General features: G+C 38.9%; 14 protein-coding genes. 12 read left to right on the top strand and 2 right to left on the bottom strand.

Annotated features, from left to right (window positions below):
* Positions 1 to 4 precede the first annotated feature (4 nt).
* Genes N0B48_RS01130 through N0B48_RS01110 form a run of 5 tightly spaced genes read left to right on the top strand, consistent with a single transcriptional unit; the run spans position 5 to position 5799 of the window.
* Positions 5 to 3616 (top strand): response regulator, encoded by a 3612-nt coding sequence (locus N0B48_RS01130; protein ID WP_259835899.1) that lies wholly within the window; start codon positions 5 to 7, stop codon positions 3614 to 3616.
* Positions 3617 to 3982: a response regulator gene (locus N0B48_RS01125; RefSeq protein ID WP_259835897.1), complete on the top strand. Its 366-nt coding sequence runs from the start codon at positions 3617 to 3619 to the stop codon at positions 3980 to 3982.
* Complete coding sequence (locus N0B48_RS01120; RefSeq protein ID WP_259835894.1) at positions 3983 to 4813, top strand: CheR family methyltransferase; 831 nt, start codon at positions 3983 to 3985, stop codon at positions 4811 to 4813.
* Between the two features lie 10 nt (positions 4814 to 4823).
* Positions 4824 to 5396: a chemotaxis protein CheB gene (locus N0B48_RS01115; protein ID WP_259835892.1), complete on the top strand. Its 573-nt coding sequence runs from the start codon at positions 4824 to 4826 to the stop codon at positions 5394 to 5396.
* A gap of 40 nt (positions 5397 to 5436) precedes the next feature.
* Positions 5437 to 5799 (top strand): response regulator, encoded by a 363-nt coding sequence (locus tag N0B48_RS01110; RefSeq protein WP_047456049.1) that lies wholly within the window; start codon positions 5437 to 5439, stop codon positions 5797 to 5799.
* 366 nt (positions 5800 to 6165) lie between these two features.
* On the opposite strand, the gene N0B48_RS01105 is transcribed toward N0B48_RS01110, so the two are convergent.
* Entirely contained in the window at positions 6166 to 6468 is a 303-nt protein-coding gene (locus tag N0B48_RS01105) for a hypothetical protein (protein WP_259835889.1), read from the bottom strand.
* A 190-nt stretch (positions 6469 to 6658) separates the two neighbouring features.
* Here N0B48_RS01105 and mug point away from each other — a divergent pair, with 190 nt between their 5' ends.
* Positions 6659 to 7159: a G/U mismatch-specific DNA glycosylase gene (gene mug / locus N0B48_RS01100; protein WP_259835886.1), complete on the top strand. Its 501-nt coding sequence runs from the start codon at positions 6659 to 6661 to the stop codon at positions 7157 to 7159.
* Positions 7160 to 7220: 61 nt separating this feature from the next.
* Here mug and N0B48_RS01095 read toward each other — a convergent pair whose 3' ends face one another.
* The gene (locus tag N0B48_RS01095) at positions 7221 to 8411 is read right to left on the bottom strand and encodes a serine hydrolase domain-containing protein (protein ID WP_259835882.1); all 1191 of its coding nucleotides are present in this window, start codon (positions 8409 to 8411) and stop codon (positions 7221 to 7223) included.
* Positions 8412 to 8622: 211 nt separating this feature from the next.
* Between N0B48_RS01095 and N0B48_RS01090 the strand changes: the two genes are divergently transcribed.
* The 6 genes from N0B48_RS01090 (at position 8623) to N0B48_RS01065 (ending at position 17218) form a co-directional block, all read left to right on the top strand.
* A complete protein-coding gene (locus tag N0B48_RS01090) occupies positions 8623 to 9186 on the top strand; it encodes a Crp/Fnr family transcriptional regulator (RefSeq protein WP_259835881.1) in 564 nt (187 codons plus the stop codon).
* Positions 9187 to 9283: 97 nt separating this feature from the next.
* Complete coding sequence (locus N0B48_RS01085; protein ID WP_259835879.1) at positions 9284 to 9682, top strand: RidA family protein; 399 nt, start codon at positions 9284 to 9286, stop codon at positions 9680 to 9682.
* A gap of 398 nt (positions 9683 to 10080) precedes the next feature.
* A complete protein-coding gene (locus N0B48_RS01080; RefSeq protein WP_259835877.1) occupies positions 10081 to 11247 on the top strand; it encodes a cytochrome-c peroxidase in 1167 nt (388 codons plus the stop codon).
* 98 nt (positions 11248 to 11345) lie between these two features.
* The gene (locus N0B48_RS01075) at positions 11346 to 12134 is read left to right on the top strand and encodes an SDR family oxidoreductase (RefSeq protein WP_259835875.1); all 789 of its coding nucleotides are present in this window, start codon (positions 11346 to 11348) and stop codon (positions 12132 to 12134) included.
* A gap of 579 nt (positions 12135 to 12713) precedes the next feature.
* Complete coding sequence (locus N0B48_RS01070; RefSeq protein ID WP_259835873.1) at positions 12714 to 13571, top strand: DUF4240 domain-containing protein; 858 nt, start codon at positions 12714 to 12716, stop codon at positions 13569 to 13571.
* Between the two features lie 161 nt (positions 13572 to 13732).
* The gene (locus N0B48_RS01065) at positions 13733 to 17218 is read left to right on the top strand and encodes a glycosyltransferase family 117 protein (protein ID WP_259835870.1); all 3486 of its coding nucleotides are present in this window, start codon (positions 13733 to 13735) and stop codon (positions 17216 to 17218) included.
* Positions 17219 to 17238: the final 20 nt, after the last annotated feature.

The following is a 17238-nucleotide window of genomic DNA, read 5'->3' as shown; positions in this document are numbered from 1 at the left end:
TCTCATGCCGAAAAAAATAATCAGAAATCTTCAGTTTGGGGTCGCATTATCATTACTGATCCTGATTGCCAGTTCAGTGGCATCTTATATGAGTATCCAGAAACAGATGGATCACCGTGAAAGCCTGTCAAAAAGCAGAAGATCAATAACAGCAGTAAAAGATGTTCTCGTTGCTTTACTCGATGCCGAAACAGGAAACAGAGGCTATCAGCTTACTGGCAGAGAAAACTTTCTGGAACCTTATAACCGTAGTTTAGGCGAGTATACAAAGGCATTTGAGCGTGTGAAGGCTTTAGATATTAAAGATACAAAACAGCTCGAGCGTCTGGATGCTTTAGAAAAAAATGTGAACAGCAATGTGGAGAATTTAAAGCAGTTTGTTCAGAACAGAAGAAACGGTATGGTGATGACGCAGCAGCAGATCCTGATGAGCAAAAGCTATATGGATAAATGCCGTCAGATCGTCCGCGATTTCGTCCAGTACGAAGAAGCTCAGCTTGAAATTAAAAATAAAGATCTCAACCGTTCATCCAACACGACGGTGATGTTCATTCTCGTTTCGGCAATAGCAGCGGTGGTAGTTACCATTTTCTTCTATATTAAACTGAGAGCAGATCTGATCCGAAGAGATAAATTAGAAAGTGAATTACGGGGAAAAGATCTTGAAATAAGCAGACGTGTAAGCGCGATTCAGCAAATTGCGAATAGAGTAGCCAATGGTGATTATAGCCAGAAAGTGGTTGATAATTCAGAGGACGACTTAGGAGATCTTGTAGATTCATTGAATCACATGACCGAATCACTGAAGAAGTCTTTTGATAAGATCAATAAAAGCGACTGGCGCCAAAAGGGCCTTGCTTTACTAAACGAGTCTTTAGTTGGAAATAAATCATTGAAAGAAGTTTCCAATGCCTCATTAAACCAGCTTGTAGAATACGGAAAATGCATCAACGGGGCTTTGTACTTGTTTGATGAAGGAATGCTTAGGCTGAGTACAGCTTTTGGTCTGGAAAATACCATGAAGAAAACATTCCAACCAGGGGAGGGAATGGTAGGTCAGGCCTTTACCAATGAAAAAATGCAGGTGTACAACAATCTTCTTGAAGAGGATTTCGTAGCAAGTTTCGCCAGCAGCAGAATAAAAATAAACGGAATATTATTACTTCCGATCCATGCGGACGGACATTGCATCGGCGTACTCGAATTGGGATCAGGTTCAGATTTTGATCAGGACAGACTGGATTATTTCGAAGAATGCAGCAGAAACATCGGTATTGCTTTAAATGCAGCAAAAGGGCGTGAAAAGGAACAGCAGTTACTGGAAGAAACCCAGGCGCAATCAGAAGAACTGCAGGTACAACATTCCGAACTGGAAAACCTGAATACGGAACTGGAAGCCCAGACCCAAAAATTACAGGCCTCTGAAGAAGAGTTGAAAGTACAACAGGAAGAGCTGATGCAGGCCAATGCCGAACTGGAAGAGCGTTCAAGACTTCTAGAAGAAAGAAACCACATGATCGCTCAGAGGAACGGTGAGATCCAGAAAAAAGTGGAAGAACTTGCTTTAAGCACCAAATATAAATCTGAGTTTTTGGCCAATATGTCCCACGAACTGAGAACGCCATTGAATTCTATCCTGCTTCTTTCAAGATTGATGGCTGAAAATCCTGACGAAAATCTTAACGAAGATCAGGTAGAATCTGCAAAAGTGATCCAGAGCTCAGGAAGCAGTCTGTTGACGCTTATTGATGAGATTTTAGATCTGGCCAAAATAGAATCCGGTAAAATGACCCTGGAATATCAGGATGTGGTAGTCAATGATGTCATCAGAGACCTTAGAAGTTTGTTTAACCCGATTATTCAGGAAAAGCAGATCAAATTTGATATTCATGTGGATGAAGAGGTCGAGAAGACCATTGAGACCGACAGGCTCCGTGTAGATCAGGTATTGCGTAACCTTTTATCAAATGCAATAAAGTTTACGACGGAAGGAAGTATTAGCTTAAACATCAGAAAAGATACAGAAAATAAAGACTTCATTGTTTTCAGTGTAAAAGATACAGGAATCGGGATTCCGGAAGAGAAACAGGCGATTATTTTTGAAGCATTCCAACAGGCGGATGGCTCTACACGTCGTAGATTTGGCGGAACCGGATTAGGACTGTCCATAAGCCGTGAAATTGCACGATTGCTAGGTGGAGAACTGAATCTGAAAAGTAAAGTGGATGAAGGAAGTGAATTTAGCCTGATCATTCCAATAGTAGCGGTTTCTGAAGTGATTCAGCCTGAAAACGACCAGCATCTGGTGGCTACCATTCGTGAGGATGTGGAAGAAATCCAGAATATCCTGGAAGATACGGAAGCTTCAACAGCATTGCATTTGGAGAACCTGGAAATTCCTGAAGATGTAGATGATGACCGTGATGGAATCACTGCTGAAGATAAAGTGATCTTAATCGTAGAAGATGATATCAATTTTGCGAAAGCACTTCTGAAGTACACCCGTATGAACAAGTATAAGGGAGTTGTGGTGGTAAGAGGAGATTACGCCTTGTCTGCAGCGGTTCAGTACCATCCACAGGCGATTTTACTGGATGTTCAGCTTCCGGTTAAAGACGGCTGGAAGGTAATGGATGAGCTTAAATCCAATTCTGCGACGAAACATATTCCTGTGCATATGATGTCTGTCCTGCAGCTTGAAAAAGAAAGCTTGATGAAAGGAGCTATTGACTTCATTAACAAACCGCTGGCTTTAGATAAAATGACAGATGTTTTCAAGAAAATTGAAGACGCGCTTCTGATGTCTCCACAGAAAGTTTTAATCGTAGAGCATAATGCCAAGCACGCCAAAGCACTATCATACTATCTGAGTAATTTCAATATTTCTTTATCCGTAGAAAACAATGTGGAGGACAGTGTTAAAGCACTGACTTCAGACCAGATCGACTGTGTGATTTTAGATATCGGAGATTCAAGAAGCAGCGAATACAAAGTGATTGAATCTATCAAGAGCCACGAAGGACTGGAAAACCTGCCGATCATTATTTTTACGGAACACAGTTTATCCAAATCCGAAGAACTTAAGATCAGGCAGTACGCAGATTCAATCGTTGTAAAAACCGCCCATTCTTACGAAAGAATTTTAGATGAAGTCGGTTTATTCTTACATTTGGTGGAAGAAAAAAACAACTCTATTGAAACGGTACGAAACAAAGTTTTAGGATCACTGACGGAAGTATTAAGCGGGAAAAAAATATTGATTACCGATGATGATGTCCGCAATATTTTCTCTTTGACAAAAGCCCTGGAGAAATATAAAGTGGAGGTTGTGGTCGCTATGGACGGAAAACACGCTTTAGAGCAGATCAAAGAACATAAAGACATAGACGTAATTTTAATGGATATGATGATGCCTGAAATGGATGGCTACGAAACCATAAGAGAAATCAGAAAGATGCCGATGTTTACAAGGCTTCCTATCATTGCGGTGACTGCGAAATCCATGATCGGCGACCGTGAAAAATGCATCGTAGCAGGCGCTTCGGATTATATCTCAAAACCGGTGGATATCGATCAGTTATTGTCCTTACTGCGCGTCTGGTTATACGAAAGTTAAATGATGAATAAGAAGATTTTGATTGTGGACGATGATCCACGTAATATATTTGCACTGAAGCTGACCCTGAAATCAAGAGGATATCAGATTGAAAGCTGTACAATGGCTCAGGAAGCCATTCAGATATTAAAAGAAAAGGCAATAGACATCGTCCTTATGGATATGATGATGCCCGAAATGGATGGGTATGAAGCCATCAAAATGATTAGAAATACACCGTATATAAGCCAGATTCCTGTGATCTCCGTTACAGCTCAGGCCATGCCGGAAGACCGTCAGAAATGCCTGGATGTGGGAGCTCAGGACTATGTTTCAAAACCTGTGGACGTAGACCAGTTAATGATTGCCATCGAAAAACTGTCATAAATGCTGGAACCAAGTATCGTAAAAGATGAAGAGGTAGAATACTTGATAAAAGATGTGTATGAGATGTATGGGTATGATTTTTCCGAGTATAGCAGGGCTTCTTTTAAACGCCGGGTCAACAGGATCTGTCTGATTGACAGGTTTACCAGTTTTGCGGAGCTGAGATATACGGTTCTCAATGATCCTGAATACCTGAAACGTTTTGTAGAAGAAATCACAGTGAACGTTACCGAAATGTTTCGGGATCCGCTGTTCTTTAAAAAGCTCAGAGAAAAGATTTTGCCACAGCTGGGAACCTATCCGTTGATCAGAATATGGGTTGCGGGATGTTCTACCGGTGAAGAAGCCTATTCAATGGCTATTTTGCTTAAGGAAGCCAATCTCTACCACAAATCACTGATCTACGGAACAGATCTGAATCCTACCGTTTTGGAAACCGCGAGAGCAGGTGTTTTTCCGTTGCAGCAGATGAAACTGTACTCAGAGAACTATATTTTGTCCGGTGGAAAAAAGGATTTTTCAGATTATTATACGGCGAATTATGACAGTGTAAAGTTTGATAAAAGCTTACAGGAAAAGTTGATATTATCCACTCATAATCTGGTTTCAGATAGTTCTTTTAACAGTTTTCAACTGATCATCTGCAGAAATGTACTGATCTATTTTGACCGGGAACTGCAGGAGCGCGTCTTTCAGCTTTTTGACAACAGCCTTGAAAATTTGGGGTATCTGGCTTTAGGTTCAAAAGAAACCCTGAGGTTTTCAAAACTGGATAAAGTATACCACCAGGTCGATGACCAGCGAATCTGGAAAAAAACAGAGCACATTTAATACATTGACCATGGAACCTAAAAACACAAAGACAGAACTGGTAGTGATAGGAGGATCAGCAGGAAGCCTGCAGGTTATTCTGGAAATGCTGAAAAAAATAAAAACCGAATTGAATTTCCCCATACTGCTCGTCGTACACCGTAAAGCATCCTCAACCAATGTTTTACAGACGTTACTGCAGCAGTTTGTACCGATGGAGGTAATTGAGGTAGATGACAAAACGGAAATTGAAGTTAATAAAATATATATAGTCCCTGCGGATTATCATTTACTGTTCGAAAACAAAAAAATGATGTCGCTGGATTTTTCCGAAAAGATGAACTATTCCCGTCCGTCAATTGATGTAACCTTCAAATCTGCGGCGGAAGTGTATGGCGAAAGCCTTGTCGGCGTTTTGCTTTCAGGAGCCAATGCTGATGGAGTGGAAGGTCTGGGATTTATTAAAAAGAACAAAGGAAAAGTCTGGATTCAGGAGCCGGAAACCGCTGAGGTAGATTATATGCCCAAACATGCGGTACAGGAAGTGGATTATGATCTGATCATTAAACCGGATAATTTGGCAGATTATATCAATCAGCTGTAAATAATAATTAAAACAAACTTAAGATTTAAATAGAACTACTATGAGTACAAAGAAAATTTTGATTTTTGATGATGATACAACTATTTTAGAAGTTATTACCATCATTTTCGAAGAGAATGGTTATCAGGTCGAAATTTCAGAAACATCTCATGACATATTGGAAAAAGTGGCGCAGTTTCAGCCGGATGTTATTCTTATGGACAACTGGATCCCAAAGATTGGCGGGGTAGAAGCGACCAAACTTTTAAAAAGTCATGATGAGTTCAAATCTATTCCTGTCATCTATGTGACGGCCAATAATGATATCGTGAGGCTGGCTGAAGAAGCTCAGGCCGATGATTATGTGGCAAAACCGTTTAATCTGGATGATCTGGAAGATAAAGTGGCTAAATATTTAAAATAATAGATTGAAATCAATTGTTATCTCTAAAGAAGAACAGCTTTTGCCTATGAAGCCTTTAAGTTAAAAAAATGGTTCAGAAGCGACCTGGAAAATGGAACGTTAAGAAAATGAATTCTGTGAACGTTAAAAAAAATCTATTGTTTGAGTGCGGAACCAATATTGATTCTAAACATAGATAGCTACCGCATGAGTTTTAGAATTTTTAGAGAACAGATTTCATTTTTAGTGGAAGTTTCCAGTCTTGAATTTTTGGTTCATTTTGTTTCAAGGCAAAAGAACAGATAAAGAAATAAAGAATTAGATCTTATGATCAATTGTAATTATAATAAAAAAAAGAATCCTTACAGTATTTGTAGGGATTTTTTTCTAAATAATCCTTCTGGTAGGACGTCGTCTGATGCCTTCAAAATTTCGGATCCTTTCGCGGATCAGTTCAAGGGTGCATCTTCCATTATTAATTTCAGTGATCAATGCTGATAAAAATAATTTCAGTTGACGATCAGACAATATTTTATCCGAAAATGTAGTGGCGATGATCGTCTTTTTAGAAACAATATTCTGTGTAAAGATATATTCGCCCTCCAAATCTACATTTAAACGAAATTGATCCGCTATACTGACTGACAGATACCGATGGATCAGGTCGATATTTTGTAACATATTTTCCATCTTGGTGTATTTTTATGATATACAATAATATTCATGCCATAATTGTTTTTTTTAAGTTTTTTTAATTGATAATCAGCGACAATAGAGATGATCATTGATTATTTTTAAAATAAATATTATCTTGCTGTCTGTGATGATTTTCAGGATGATCTTTGAAAACCCGGATTCATATAATTATAGCCTCATATTTATGTTAAAAGATATCATTGCCAAAGACCTTACCGTTATTTTTTGCGGAATTAATCCAGGCTTGAAGTCTGCTGAAGACGGACATCATTTTTCAGGAAGAAGCAACCGGTTTTGGAAAGTAATGCACCAGTCAGGTTTTACATCCTACCAGATTGAGGCTGAGAATGACAGAGATATTTTAGATTTCGGATTGGGTCTCACCACTGCCGTAGCAAGAGCTACTTCCCGTGCTGATGAGCTTTCAAAAGATGAATTTGACAGTTCTTTGGAGTTTTTTAAAACGAAAATAACAGAGTTTCATCCCAGGTATATTGTATTTCTTGGTAAAGCGGCTTACCAGGCTTTCTCCAAAAAGAAACAGATTTCATGGGGTCTCCAACCTGAAGATTTCTGTGGTTCCATCGTTTGGGTTCTGCCCAATACCAGCGGTCTGAACCGTGGGTTTTCATTAGATGATTTGGTTGAATTTTATAGTGAATTTTATGCAGAGACTCAAAAATAAGCAGATCTGATTTTAAATTAATTGTATTTCAGCGTTAAAAATACATATTAAAACTTGTCAGTTATTTTTGGTTATAGGGAATATAGTCCTGCCATTTCCATGGGATGCATGTATCGCCAACTACGGTTTCCACAAGTTCCTGAAATACCTTTTCTCCATTTTCGCTGTTGATCATAATGACCACTGAAATCCCTTTCTCCGGAAAATTGATATTATAATTCCTCCAGGAAATTCCGTTGCCTTCTTTAAAGAAAGCTTTCCCATAACGGGGGCACTTCAAATATCCCCAGCCAAGGCCATAGGAAAGATGGATGGCATTATTTTCCGTGGTGGTTTCTTCCTGAATGGGAGGGAACTGAGTTTTTGAATAAATGGCAACCTGTGGCGAAAGCATTTCCTTGTACAATTTTTTGCTCAGCCCTTTCTGCTGCATCATGTTTTCAATAAACTTGGTATAATCTGCAATGGTTGTCATCATAGAACCTCCGGCTACAGGCTCGGTACGTTTCTTTTTTTTGTCAATATCACCGTTATTCATATGTCCTACTGCTACATTGTCATCTCCAAATGATTCATGCCAGATAAACCCGGTTCTGGTCATTGCAAAAGGTTTGAATATTTTTTCGCGGGCGAGTTCATCTATATTTTTTCCTGTAATTTCTTCCACCACCAGCTGGAGAAGCTTAAATCCTTCTCCGGAATAAGCATATTTTGTTCCCGGATTGAAATAAATTTTCATGGTTCCAATGGTATCCTGCTTTCCGGTTGTCGGATGAAACCACCTTACATTGGGAAGTCCCGTAGTGTGATCAAGGCACATTCTTGCCGTAATAGATTTCCATCTGCTGTCTCCTTTAAGGTCAGAAAAGTATTCATATTCAGGAATTGGCTTTTTCAGATATTGATAGAGAGGTTTATCGAGGGCTAAAACGTTTTCTTCCGTCAGTTTCATGACCAGATATCCAAAAACGGCTTTGCTTAATGAAGCACCATATACGATTGTTGCGGTGTCCATCAATGCTTTTTCAGGCTTATTTCTAAAACCATATGATTTTATAAATACTGTTTTATTGTTATTCAGAACCGCAAGATTGAGCCCTTGAATGTGAGCCGTATCCATAAGTTTTCTTACCACGAGATCTATCTGCGAAGAAGTTACTGCCGTACCATCAATTTTTCGTAAAGTCTGCAGTTGAGAAAAGACCGGATTTCCTATAAACAGCAGTAAAATAAAGATCAGATTGTATTTCATATCTTTTGATTTTATGAATGATCAACTGTTATATTTTCCCTTTTGTACTTTACATCTGCATGTGGAAGATAGAAGATTGGGGGGACAAAAAAATGTTAGAGTTTAATGTCTCTATTGTAAATATAAAGAATTATATGATATAATATTCTAAACCATAAGATGCATAGATAATGTGCAGAAAAATATTACTTTTATACATCAGAAATTTAGAATGTTTACGAAGTTAAGAACCCATATCGAGAAAATTGTTCCGTTGAATGATGAGGAGTTTGAACATATTTTATCATTTTTCACCTATAAAAAATATAAAAAACACCAGTTCCTGATTCAGGAAGGGGAATTTGTGCTATGCAATTATTTTGTGATCAAAGGTTTATTAAAGCTGGTGTATACGGATGACACAGCGAAAGAACACATTGTAGGATTTGCCATGGAAGATTGGTGGGAAACTGATTTTCAGGCGTATTACAAACAGACCAAAGCATCCATGTCTCTGGAATGCATAGAAGATACTGAAGTACTGTGTCTCCGTCTCGAAGATTACAGAAAACTGTGTGAAGCATTTCCAAAACTGGAACATTTCTTTCTCGAAAAGGCGTATATGGGATTTATTTCCGCTCAGCAGCGTATCATTTCATCAATGACGGTGGGAATCAAAGAACGGTATGAACAATTGGTTGAAAAATATCCCTCCCTGATCCAGCGCGTTCCCAAGTCACTTCTTGCCGCTTATCTGGGCGTTTCCAGAGAAACATTAAGCCGTTTGTCTTTGTAGATTTGTGATTTTTCTCACTTCATAATCGTGATCATAATCACACGGATTTATTGTACCTATTAAGCAATTTTGTAATGTAAACAGAAAACAAAATTCAATGAGTACATTAGAAAAAAGAACCGTAAATCCGTGGAAATGGCAGGAAGAAAGAAGCTATTCCCAGGCAGTGGAAGTGAAAAACGTTTCAGGAACTTTATACTGTTCCGGTCAGGCCGCCATTGATCCGGACGGAACATCCAGTGATAAAGACATGAAATCCCAGCTGGAACAGGCTATAGCCAATCTGGAAGAGGTGATCAGAACTGCAGATTATGAATGTAAGGGAATCGTCAGATTAAATATTTATACGACTTCCACAAAAGAACTTTGGCCCCATTTCCCGATCCTTCAGGAATGGATTGCAAAACATAATATCGAACAGGCCGTAACGATGCTGGAAGTAACCGGATTATTTGAAACTTTAAAAGTAGAGCTGGAAGCGACGGTTGTTAAATAAGCTGAATTCAGGTGAAGAGGTTGAGAGTAAATTGGGTTTATAGGTGATGGTGGCTTCGAGTGCCTCAGCCACCATTTGGAATATCACTTATTCATTGGAATATTCAATCAGGAGTGCAATATCTGGTGGCTGAGGAACTCGAAGCCACCATTCCTATACCATTGACCTCTGCATCAAAGTCTCATGTCTGGTGTCTGACATCTAGCATCTTGGTTTTTAAAATTCACCATTCACTTGCGAAGCAAAATTCACCATTGACATCTTCCAACATCAATTTCAATCTTAACTTAAGAGTCTCGTGTCTGATGTCTGAAATCTGATGTCTCATATCTGAAATCTAAAAACTGATGCCTTCCATCTCACGCAGTTTCCCTATTTTTGCCGAAACTCCATGACTCATGAAAAGTGTCCTAAGCTGGATGTTAATTACATTTCTTACGGTTTCCCTTTTGAATAACTGTTTCAGCAACAGTGTTCAGAAGGAGATCCGTGAGAAAGCCTCATTCTTGGCCGAACTGAGGAAATTATATTCTTCCGGAGATTCTTCAAAATGGCCAAAACCGATCTTAGATCCTGATGCAAAACCCCATTTTGCTGAAATAGGCCATCTTCCTGACATTCAGTTTCCCACAGATAATCCCTATTCTGAAGACAAAGCCGTATTGGGGAAAATACTTTTCTTTGATCCGAGGCTTTCCAAATCCAATCAGATCGCCTGTGCTTCCTGCCATGATCCTGAACTCGGGTGGTGTGATAATAGAACCTTTTCTTTCGGTCACGACAGACAGCTTGGGATCCGTAATGCTATGAGTATTCTGAATGTAGCGTACGCCAAATCATTATTCTGGGACGGACGTGCTGCATCTCTTGAAGAACAGTCGGAAATGCCGATCCGGGATGAAAGGGAGATGAGCGGTCATATTGATCTCGCAGCTGGAAAAATTGCCAAAATCAAGGGCTACGAACTCTTGTTTGAAAAAGCTTTTGGTGATAAAAAAGTGTCAAAGGACAGGATTTCCAAAGCTATAGCAGCATTTGAAAGGACAATTAAAAGCGGAACTTCAAAATTCGATCAGTTCATTGATGGAAAAGCAGAGCTCTATTCTGATGATGAGTTAATGGGCCTGCATCTTTTCAGAACCAAGGCGCAGTGTATGAATTGTCACAGTTCGGGATATTTTTCCAATAATCAGTTTGAAAATGTCGGGACTTCTTTATTAGGTTCAAAAGAAGAAGATCTTGGCCGTTATCTTGTGACCAAAAAAGCTGAAGATGCCGGAAAATTCCGGGTGCCGGGTCTCCGTGAAGTCTCAAGAACAGGACCTTGGATGCACAATGGCTCTATGACGACACTCACAGAAGTGATTCAGTTTTACAGCAGAGGAAATCCGGAACATTCCCAAAAACGGTCAACAGTCCATCATGGCATTACACTTTCCTCAGAAAAATCAAGCTTTGTAAGATTACTGGACCTTACCGATGTAGAAATCGCTCAGCTGGAAGCATTTTTACGAACTTTATCTACAAAGCCGGAAAGAGTACTTCCTCCTGCACTTCCTCAGTAATGAAAGCTTAAATCCGACAATTATTAATGGTTCATTGACCAGAATGTAAAGCTTTTTTCCTACATTTATCTGTAATCAATCAGTAATACCATCAATTCATGAATATTCAGCTTTTTTCAAAAAATGCTTTAGTAGGAGCAGCCACACAGGGAATAGGTTTAGGAATAGCTTTGGAACTTGCCAAATGCGGAGCCAATGTTACGGTCATGGCTCGTAATGAAACGAAACTTAAGGACGTGGTGGCATCACTTCCGGTCATCAATTCTGATCAGAAGCATCAGTATCTCGTGGCGGATTTCTCCAACTTTGAAAACTACAGAACCATTATTTCTGATTATTTCAAAAATCATTCTGTAGACATTCTGGTTAATAATACCAACGGTCCGGAACCGGGATTAGCTGTAGATAAAGGCGTGGATGATTATCAGAAAGCATTTGACCTTCTTTTTAAAACAGTTTGTGAAACAACGCTGCTTGCCTTACCGAATATGATCCAACAGAAGAACGGACGTATCATTAATGTGTCTTCACTGTCTGTAAAAGAACCGATCAATAATCTATCCCTTTCAAATTCTATTCGTTCGGCGGTTATTGCATGGGCTAAGACATTATCTAATGAAGTGGCGCAGCACCAGATCACGGTTAATAATATTTTAACCGGATATTTTGATACGGAGCGTATTCAGAATCTGATCAGCCATGAGTCCCAGCAGACAGGGAAATCAAAAGAAGAAATCAAAAAAGCAAGAGAACATAAAATTCCAATGAAAAGACTTGGAAAAACGGAAGAATATGGTCATCTGGCCGCTTTCCTGGCATCAGAATATTCGTCTTACCTTACGGGAACCAGTATTCCGTTAGATGGAGGATTGAACAATACGTATTAATTCGGAGGATTTTTTTAACGCAAAGCTTGAATATAATGCTTTATATTTTTAGGAATACAAAGAGGAGAATCAATTTAAATTGATTTGATGAAGCGTTTGAAAACGTCCGCTCATTCAGTGACGCAGTCACACTTCTTTGCTCGCCTTGAAACTCTACATTTAGCACTAAAACTTTGCGTTTAAAAAGGCTTTAATGGGCAGTAGATTTGTATAAATAATCTCAGTATCATTTTTAACGCAAAGTTTGAATATCATACTTTATATTTTTAGGGATGCAAAGAGGAGAATCAATTTAAATTGATTCGATGAAGCGAATGGATATAATGCTCGCTTATTCAATGACGCAGTCACACCTCTTCGCTCACCTTTAAACTATACATTTTTAGATTAAAACTTTGCGTTTAAAAAAAATACTCCCCAAAAACCAGAAAGAATCAACGTAATTATCTGTGAAAATCCGTGTAATCTGTGGTTAACTTTTCATTAAAAACCTGCATCATCAGGACATTCTTCCTTTCCGGTTCGATTGTTTTTTCGTAGTTTCACTTTCTTTTAATAAAAATACCATCACAATCTCCTATGAAAAGAAACTTTATCAACCAGAAAGAACTGTCCGACAAATTCTGGAATATTGAGTGTTCCGGAAATGTGCAGAAAATCTCTTTTGGGAAAACCGGAACCAAAGGCCGGGAAACAGTTAAAGAATATGCCGACGAAAAAGAATGTATTCTGGAATCTGAAAAGCTGATTAATCAGAAAATCAAAAAAGGCTATACTGAAATTCAGGAAAATGATGCCATTCCTCAGAAGGTTGAACTTTCGGATAATGAAAAGGCGGATATTTATTTTTGGGAAGCCATCGAGAAATCCAACAAATTTAAAAAAGCCCACTGGAGCGACTATGACATTGAGGAACATATTGAAAACCTGACCGATTATTTATCTAAATTCGGAAAGGAAAGGATGATTCTTTTTGAAAAAACACTTCAGGAAAAACTAAGTGAATTGTATACGGCTGAAATAGCAGAACTTTCAATCATTCTTGAGTGTGATTTTAAGAAAGAAAATGGAGTATATGTCTTTGATGACTATCTTTCTGATGACGGATTTATCTATTTCAGATGCTGGCTGATCTTAAAAGGAAAAGAATTTTTTGATGATATAAAAGCGGATATTCAATCGTTTGTAAGTGGGAAATACAGATTTAATGTTGGAGACTGCTGGGCGGAAGGACTGCTTTACGTTGCCGATGATGCCTATGCCCAAAACTATGATGATGAAGAGTCCATCATAAAAGATACGGTATATGAATTATATCCTGAAAACGACTACGACGGTATGGATCGAAGCATGAACCGCGAACCGAAAGGAGGTGCCGATTTACATACAATATACCCGAAACTGGTAGAAGAAATAGGTGAATTAAGGAGTAAATAAGATCAGATTTAGTAGACAGCGGAAAGAATAATTTTGCATAATGATGAGATAATGTAGAAGTAATAGACAATAAATTCTTTCTGAATTCTATTATATTTAAATAATGATGTAATAATTCACCTGCCTGGGTTGTCTTACTATGTATTGAAATTACATAGTATATGAAGAACTGGTCTTTTAAAAAATGGAACACCGTTTTAGGATGGGTGATGTTCACAATTGCCCTGATTACTTATCTCTCCACGATGGAGCATTCCCTCAGTTTCTGGGATTGCGGCGAGTATATTTCCTCCGCTGCAAAACTTGAAGTAACGCACGCTCCCGGAGCAGCTTTATTCCAGATTGTGGGTGCTGTAGCGAGTATATTGGCACTGGGGAATGAAGAGAATTATGCCATAGTAATCAATTCGATATCTTCGCTGTTCAGTGCATTCACCATTCTGTTTCTGTTCTGGACCATTACCCATTTTGTAAGAAGGCTTTTAAATAAAGACTTTGAAGAAATAACAAAACATCAGGAAATCTCGATTCTGTTTGCCGGAGCTGTTGGGGCATTGTGCTTCACGTTCTCAGATTCGTTCTGGTTTTCTGCAGTGGAAGGAGAAGTATATTCCATGGCTTCCATGTTTATCGCGTTGCTGGTCTGGCTCGTGACCAAATGGGAAAACGAATACAAAGCGGCAGATAATGAAAGATGGGTCATTCTTATTTTCTTTATACTGGGGCTTTCCGTTGGGGTTCACATGATGTGTATGCTTGCGGTTCCGGCTGTTTGTCTGGTGTATTACGCAAGAAATTACAAATTCACCTGGAAAAATTTTATCTTGGCCAATGCGATCACACTGGGAATTTTAATCATTGTTTTCAAAATTATATTCCCGTTGATCATGACGATGTTCGGAAGACTTGAAATATTCTTCGTGAACGGGCTCGGACTTCCTTTCCACTCAGGAACGGTAGTGGCATTTGTTCTGATGGCTGCCATCTCTTACTTCCTGATTAAATATGCCAGAAAAGCCAAAAGAAATGTGTATCAGACGATCGCTTTATCAGTGGTGTACATGGTTGTTGGTTTTTCGTGCTGGATGGTGATTCCGGTAAGAGCTAATGCAAACCCTCCGATGAACCTTAATGATCCGGATACGGCAATCGGTATGCTGGATTATTACAACAGAGAACAATACGGTGACTGGCCAACCATTTACGGACAAAATTATACCGCTTTTCTTGATGCGAACGGAATTGAAAAAAATGAAGACGGAAGTTTCAAAACCAATAAAACAGGGGAGATCTACGAAAAAGATGAGAAAACGGGAACCTACAGAAAAACCGGAGACCGTTTCAACTATGTTTTCGGTAAATCCCAGATCAGCTTACTGCCGAGAATGTTCAATCAGGACAAAGATGTCATGGCCAACTATATTTCGATGTACGGAGCTCCGGATTTCACCTTCAATTACGATAACGAAGAGGTGGCAGACAATCCTCAGGCGAAGCAGATCTTTGATGAATTAAGATCCAAATATGAAGATAAATCCATTACAGCAGCAGATTATCTGAAAGTAAAACCCTATAACCTGATCAATGTTCAGAAGCCTTCACTGGCTCAGAATATGGATTATTTCATCACCTTTCAGAACGGGTATTATTTCGTAAGATACCTGATGTGGAACTTCGTAGGAAGGCAGAATGACCTTGAAGGGAAAATGGAAAACACGAGAGGAAATTGGATCTCAGGGATTTCTTTTATAGATAATGCTTTGCTGGGAAATCAGGACAAAATGCCTGCTAAATTCAAAAACGACAGCACGGTGAAGTTCTTCTTTTTACCATTACTATTAGGACTGATAGGATTCTTCTTCCAGTTAAACAGAGACTTCGGAAGATTCTATGCGCTTCTTTCACTATTTGTTTTAACAAGTTTCGGAATTGTTTTTTATACCGGTGTGAAACCTTTTGAAGTAAGAGAGAGGGATTACGCGATGGTAGGCTCGTTTTACGCATTTGCAATCTGGATCGGACTTGGAGCAGGTGCTATTTTATGGTTTATCCAATCCAAAGTGAAATCTAATTCTGTTAATCTTGTTTTAGGTGTCGTATTATTGGGAGTACCCTTTATGATGGGCTTCCAGAACTATGTACCGCATGACCGAAGCAAAAAATCAGCGGCACGGGATTATGCTTATTCATTCCTTAAATCACTTTCTAAAGATGATATTATCTTCATCTATGGAGACAACGATACTTTCCCGGTGTGGGCCATTCAGGAGACGGAACGCTTCCGTGATGATGTGAAAACGGTCAACTTTACGCTTTTAGCGACTCCATGGTATATTGATCAGGTGAAAAGGAAAACCTATAATGCAACAGGAATTCCTACCCAGCTGACCCACGATGATTATAGAGACGGTGTCAATGATCAGATCTATATGATGAAGAAAGAAGACTGGGAAGGTGTTTTCTCTATGTTAAAAGAACAAGGGGTTCCGGATACAGAATTCGCGGCGTTTAGAAAATACCTTACGCAGGATTCTATAACTTTGAAAGAAGCGATGAACTTTCTGAAATTTAAATCTCCTGAAAAAGATCATCTTTTAAAAATGTACTTTGGTGAGGAAAAATTTGAGGAATACAATATCCTTCCCGTTAATAAATTCATCCTTCCGGTGAATAAGGAAAATGCATTAAAAGCCGGAATCATCACTCAAGCCGATCTTCCGAAGGTCGTGAACCAGATTATGATCACCTATAAAGGCAATACGCTTTACAAAAACAACCTCATGATGATGGATATGCTTGCTAATTTCGACTGGAAGCGTCCCATCAACTTTTCATCAGGAGGAGTTTACGACGGCGAAAATATTTTTTATCTGGATGAATACCTGCAGTTTGAAGGTTTCAGCTACAAACTCGTGCCTATTCATTCCGCTCCAAGTACGGACGGTGATATGGGAAGGGTAGATATGAATGCTCTTTACCATGTGGTGAAAAACTTCAGATGGGGAAATTTTAAAGACCTCAGTATTCATTACGATGAAGCTGCCACCTCCAATATCATGGTTTACAGAATGGCAGCAGGAAGAGCAGCTTCAGCATTGGCATTAAGCGGGCAGAAAGGAAAAGCACTTGAGATATTAGATCTCGTTTCAAAAGAAATTCCGGCAGAAAAATACAATGATCCGCGTTCGCTGAGTTCTATGGTGACAGGATATATTATAGCAGGTCAGGAGAAAAAGGGACTTCAGTTGGCTGAAATCCTTAAGAAAGAAATTTTCGAAGAATATGATTATTACCTGAGCCTTTCTCCAACATTCCAGAAGCAGTCAGCCAGACAAATGAGGGTGAAACCGATGGAATATTCTATGGTGGTAGCTGCAGTTACAGATGCTTATAAAAAGCTGGGGCAAAATGAGAAAGGCTATGCCTATTTAGTGAAATCTATAGAGCCCATCGATAAGAAATTCAACGTTTTCATCAAAGAATTGCAGCAGATGGGCAAAGAAAAAGCAACGAAGGAATCTGAAAATGTACAGAAAATTACCCCTTTTTATCAATATCTGTTTGATGTAATGCATCCTTTTGATTCCACCTATTCAAAAGAAAAAGAAGATCAGATTACCAGAGCTATGATTAAGGTAACACAGTAAAATAGATACTTCTTTAAGTA

Source organism: Chryseobacterium herbae, assembly GCF_025154075.1.
Lineage (GTDB): Bacteria > Bacteroidota > Bacteroidia > Flavobacteriales > Weeksellaceae > Chryseobacterium > Chryseobacterium herbae.
The sequence above is the reverse complement of the archived record's forward strand: the minus strand, read 5'-3'. Positions and strand labels throughout refer to the sequence as shown.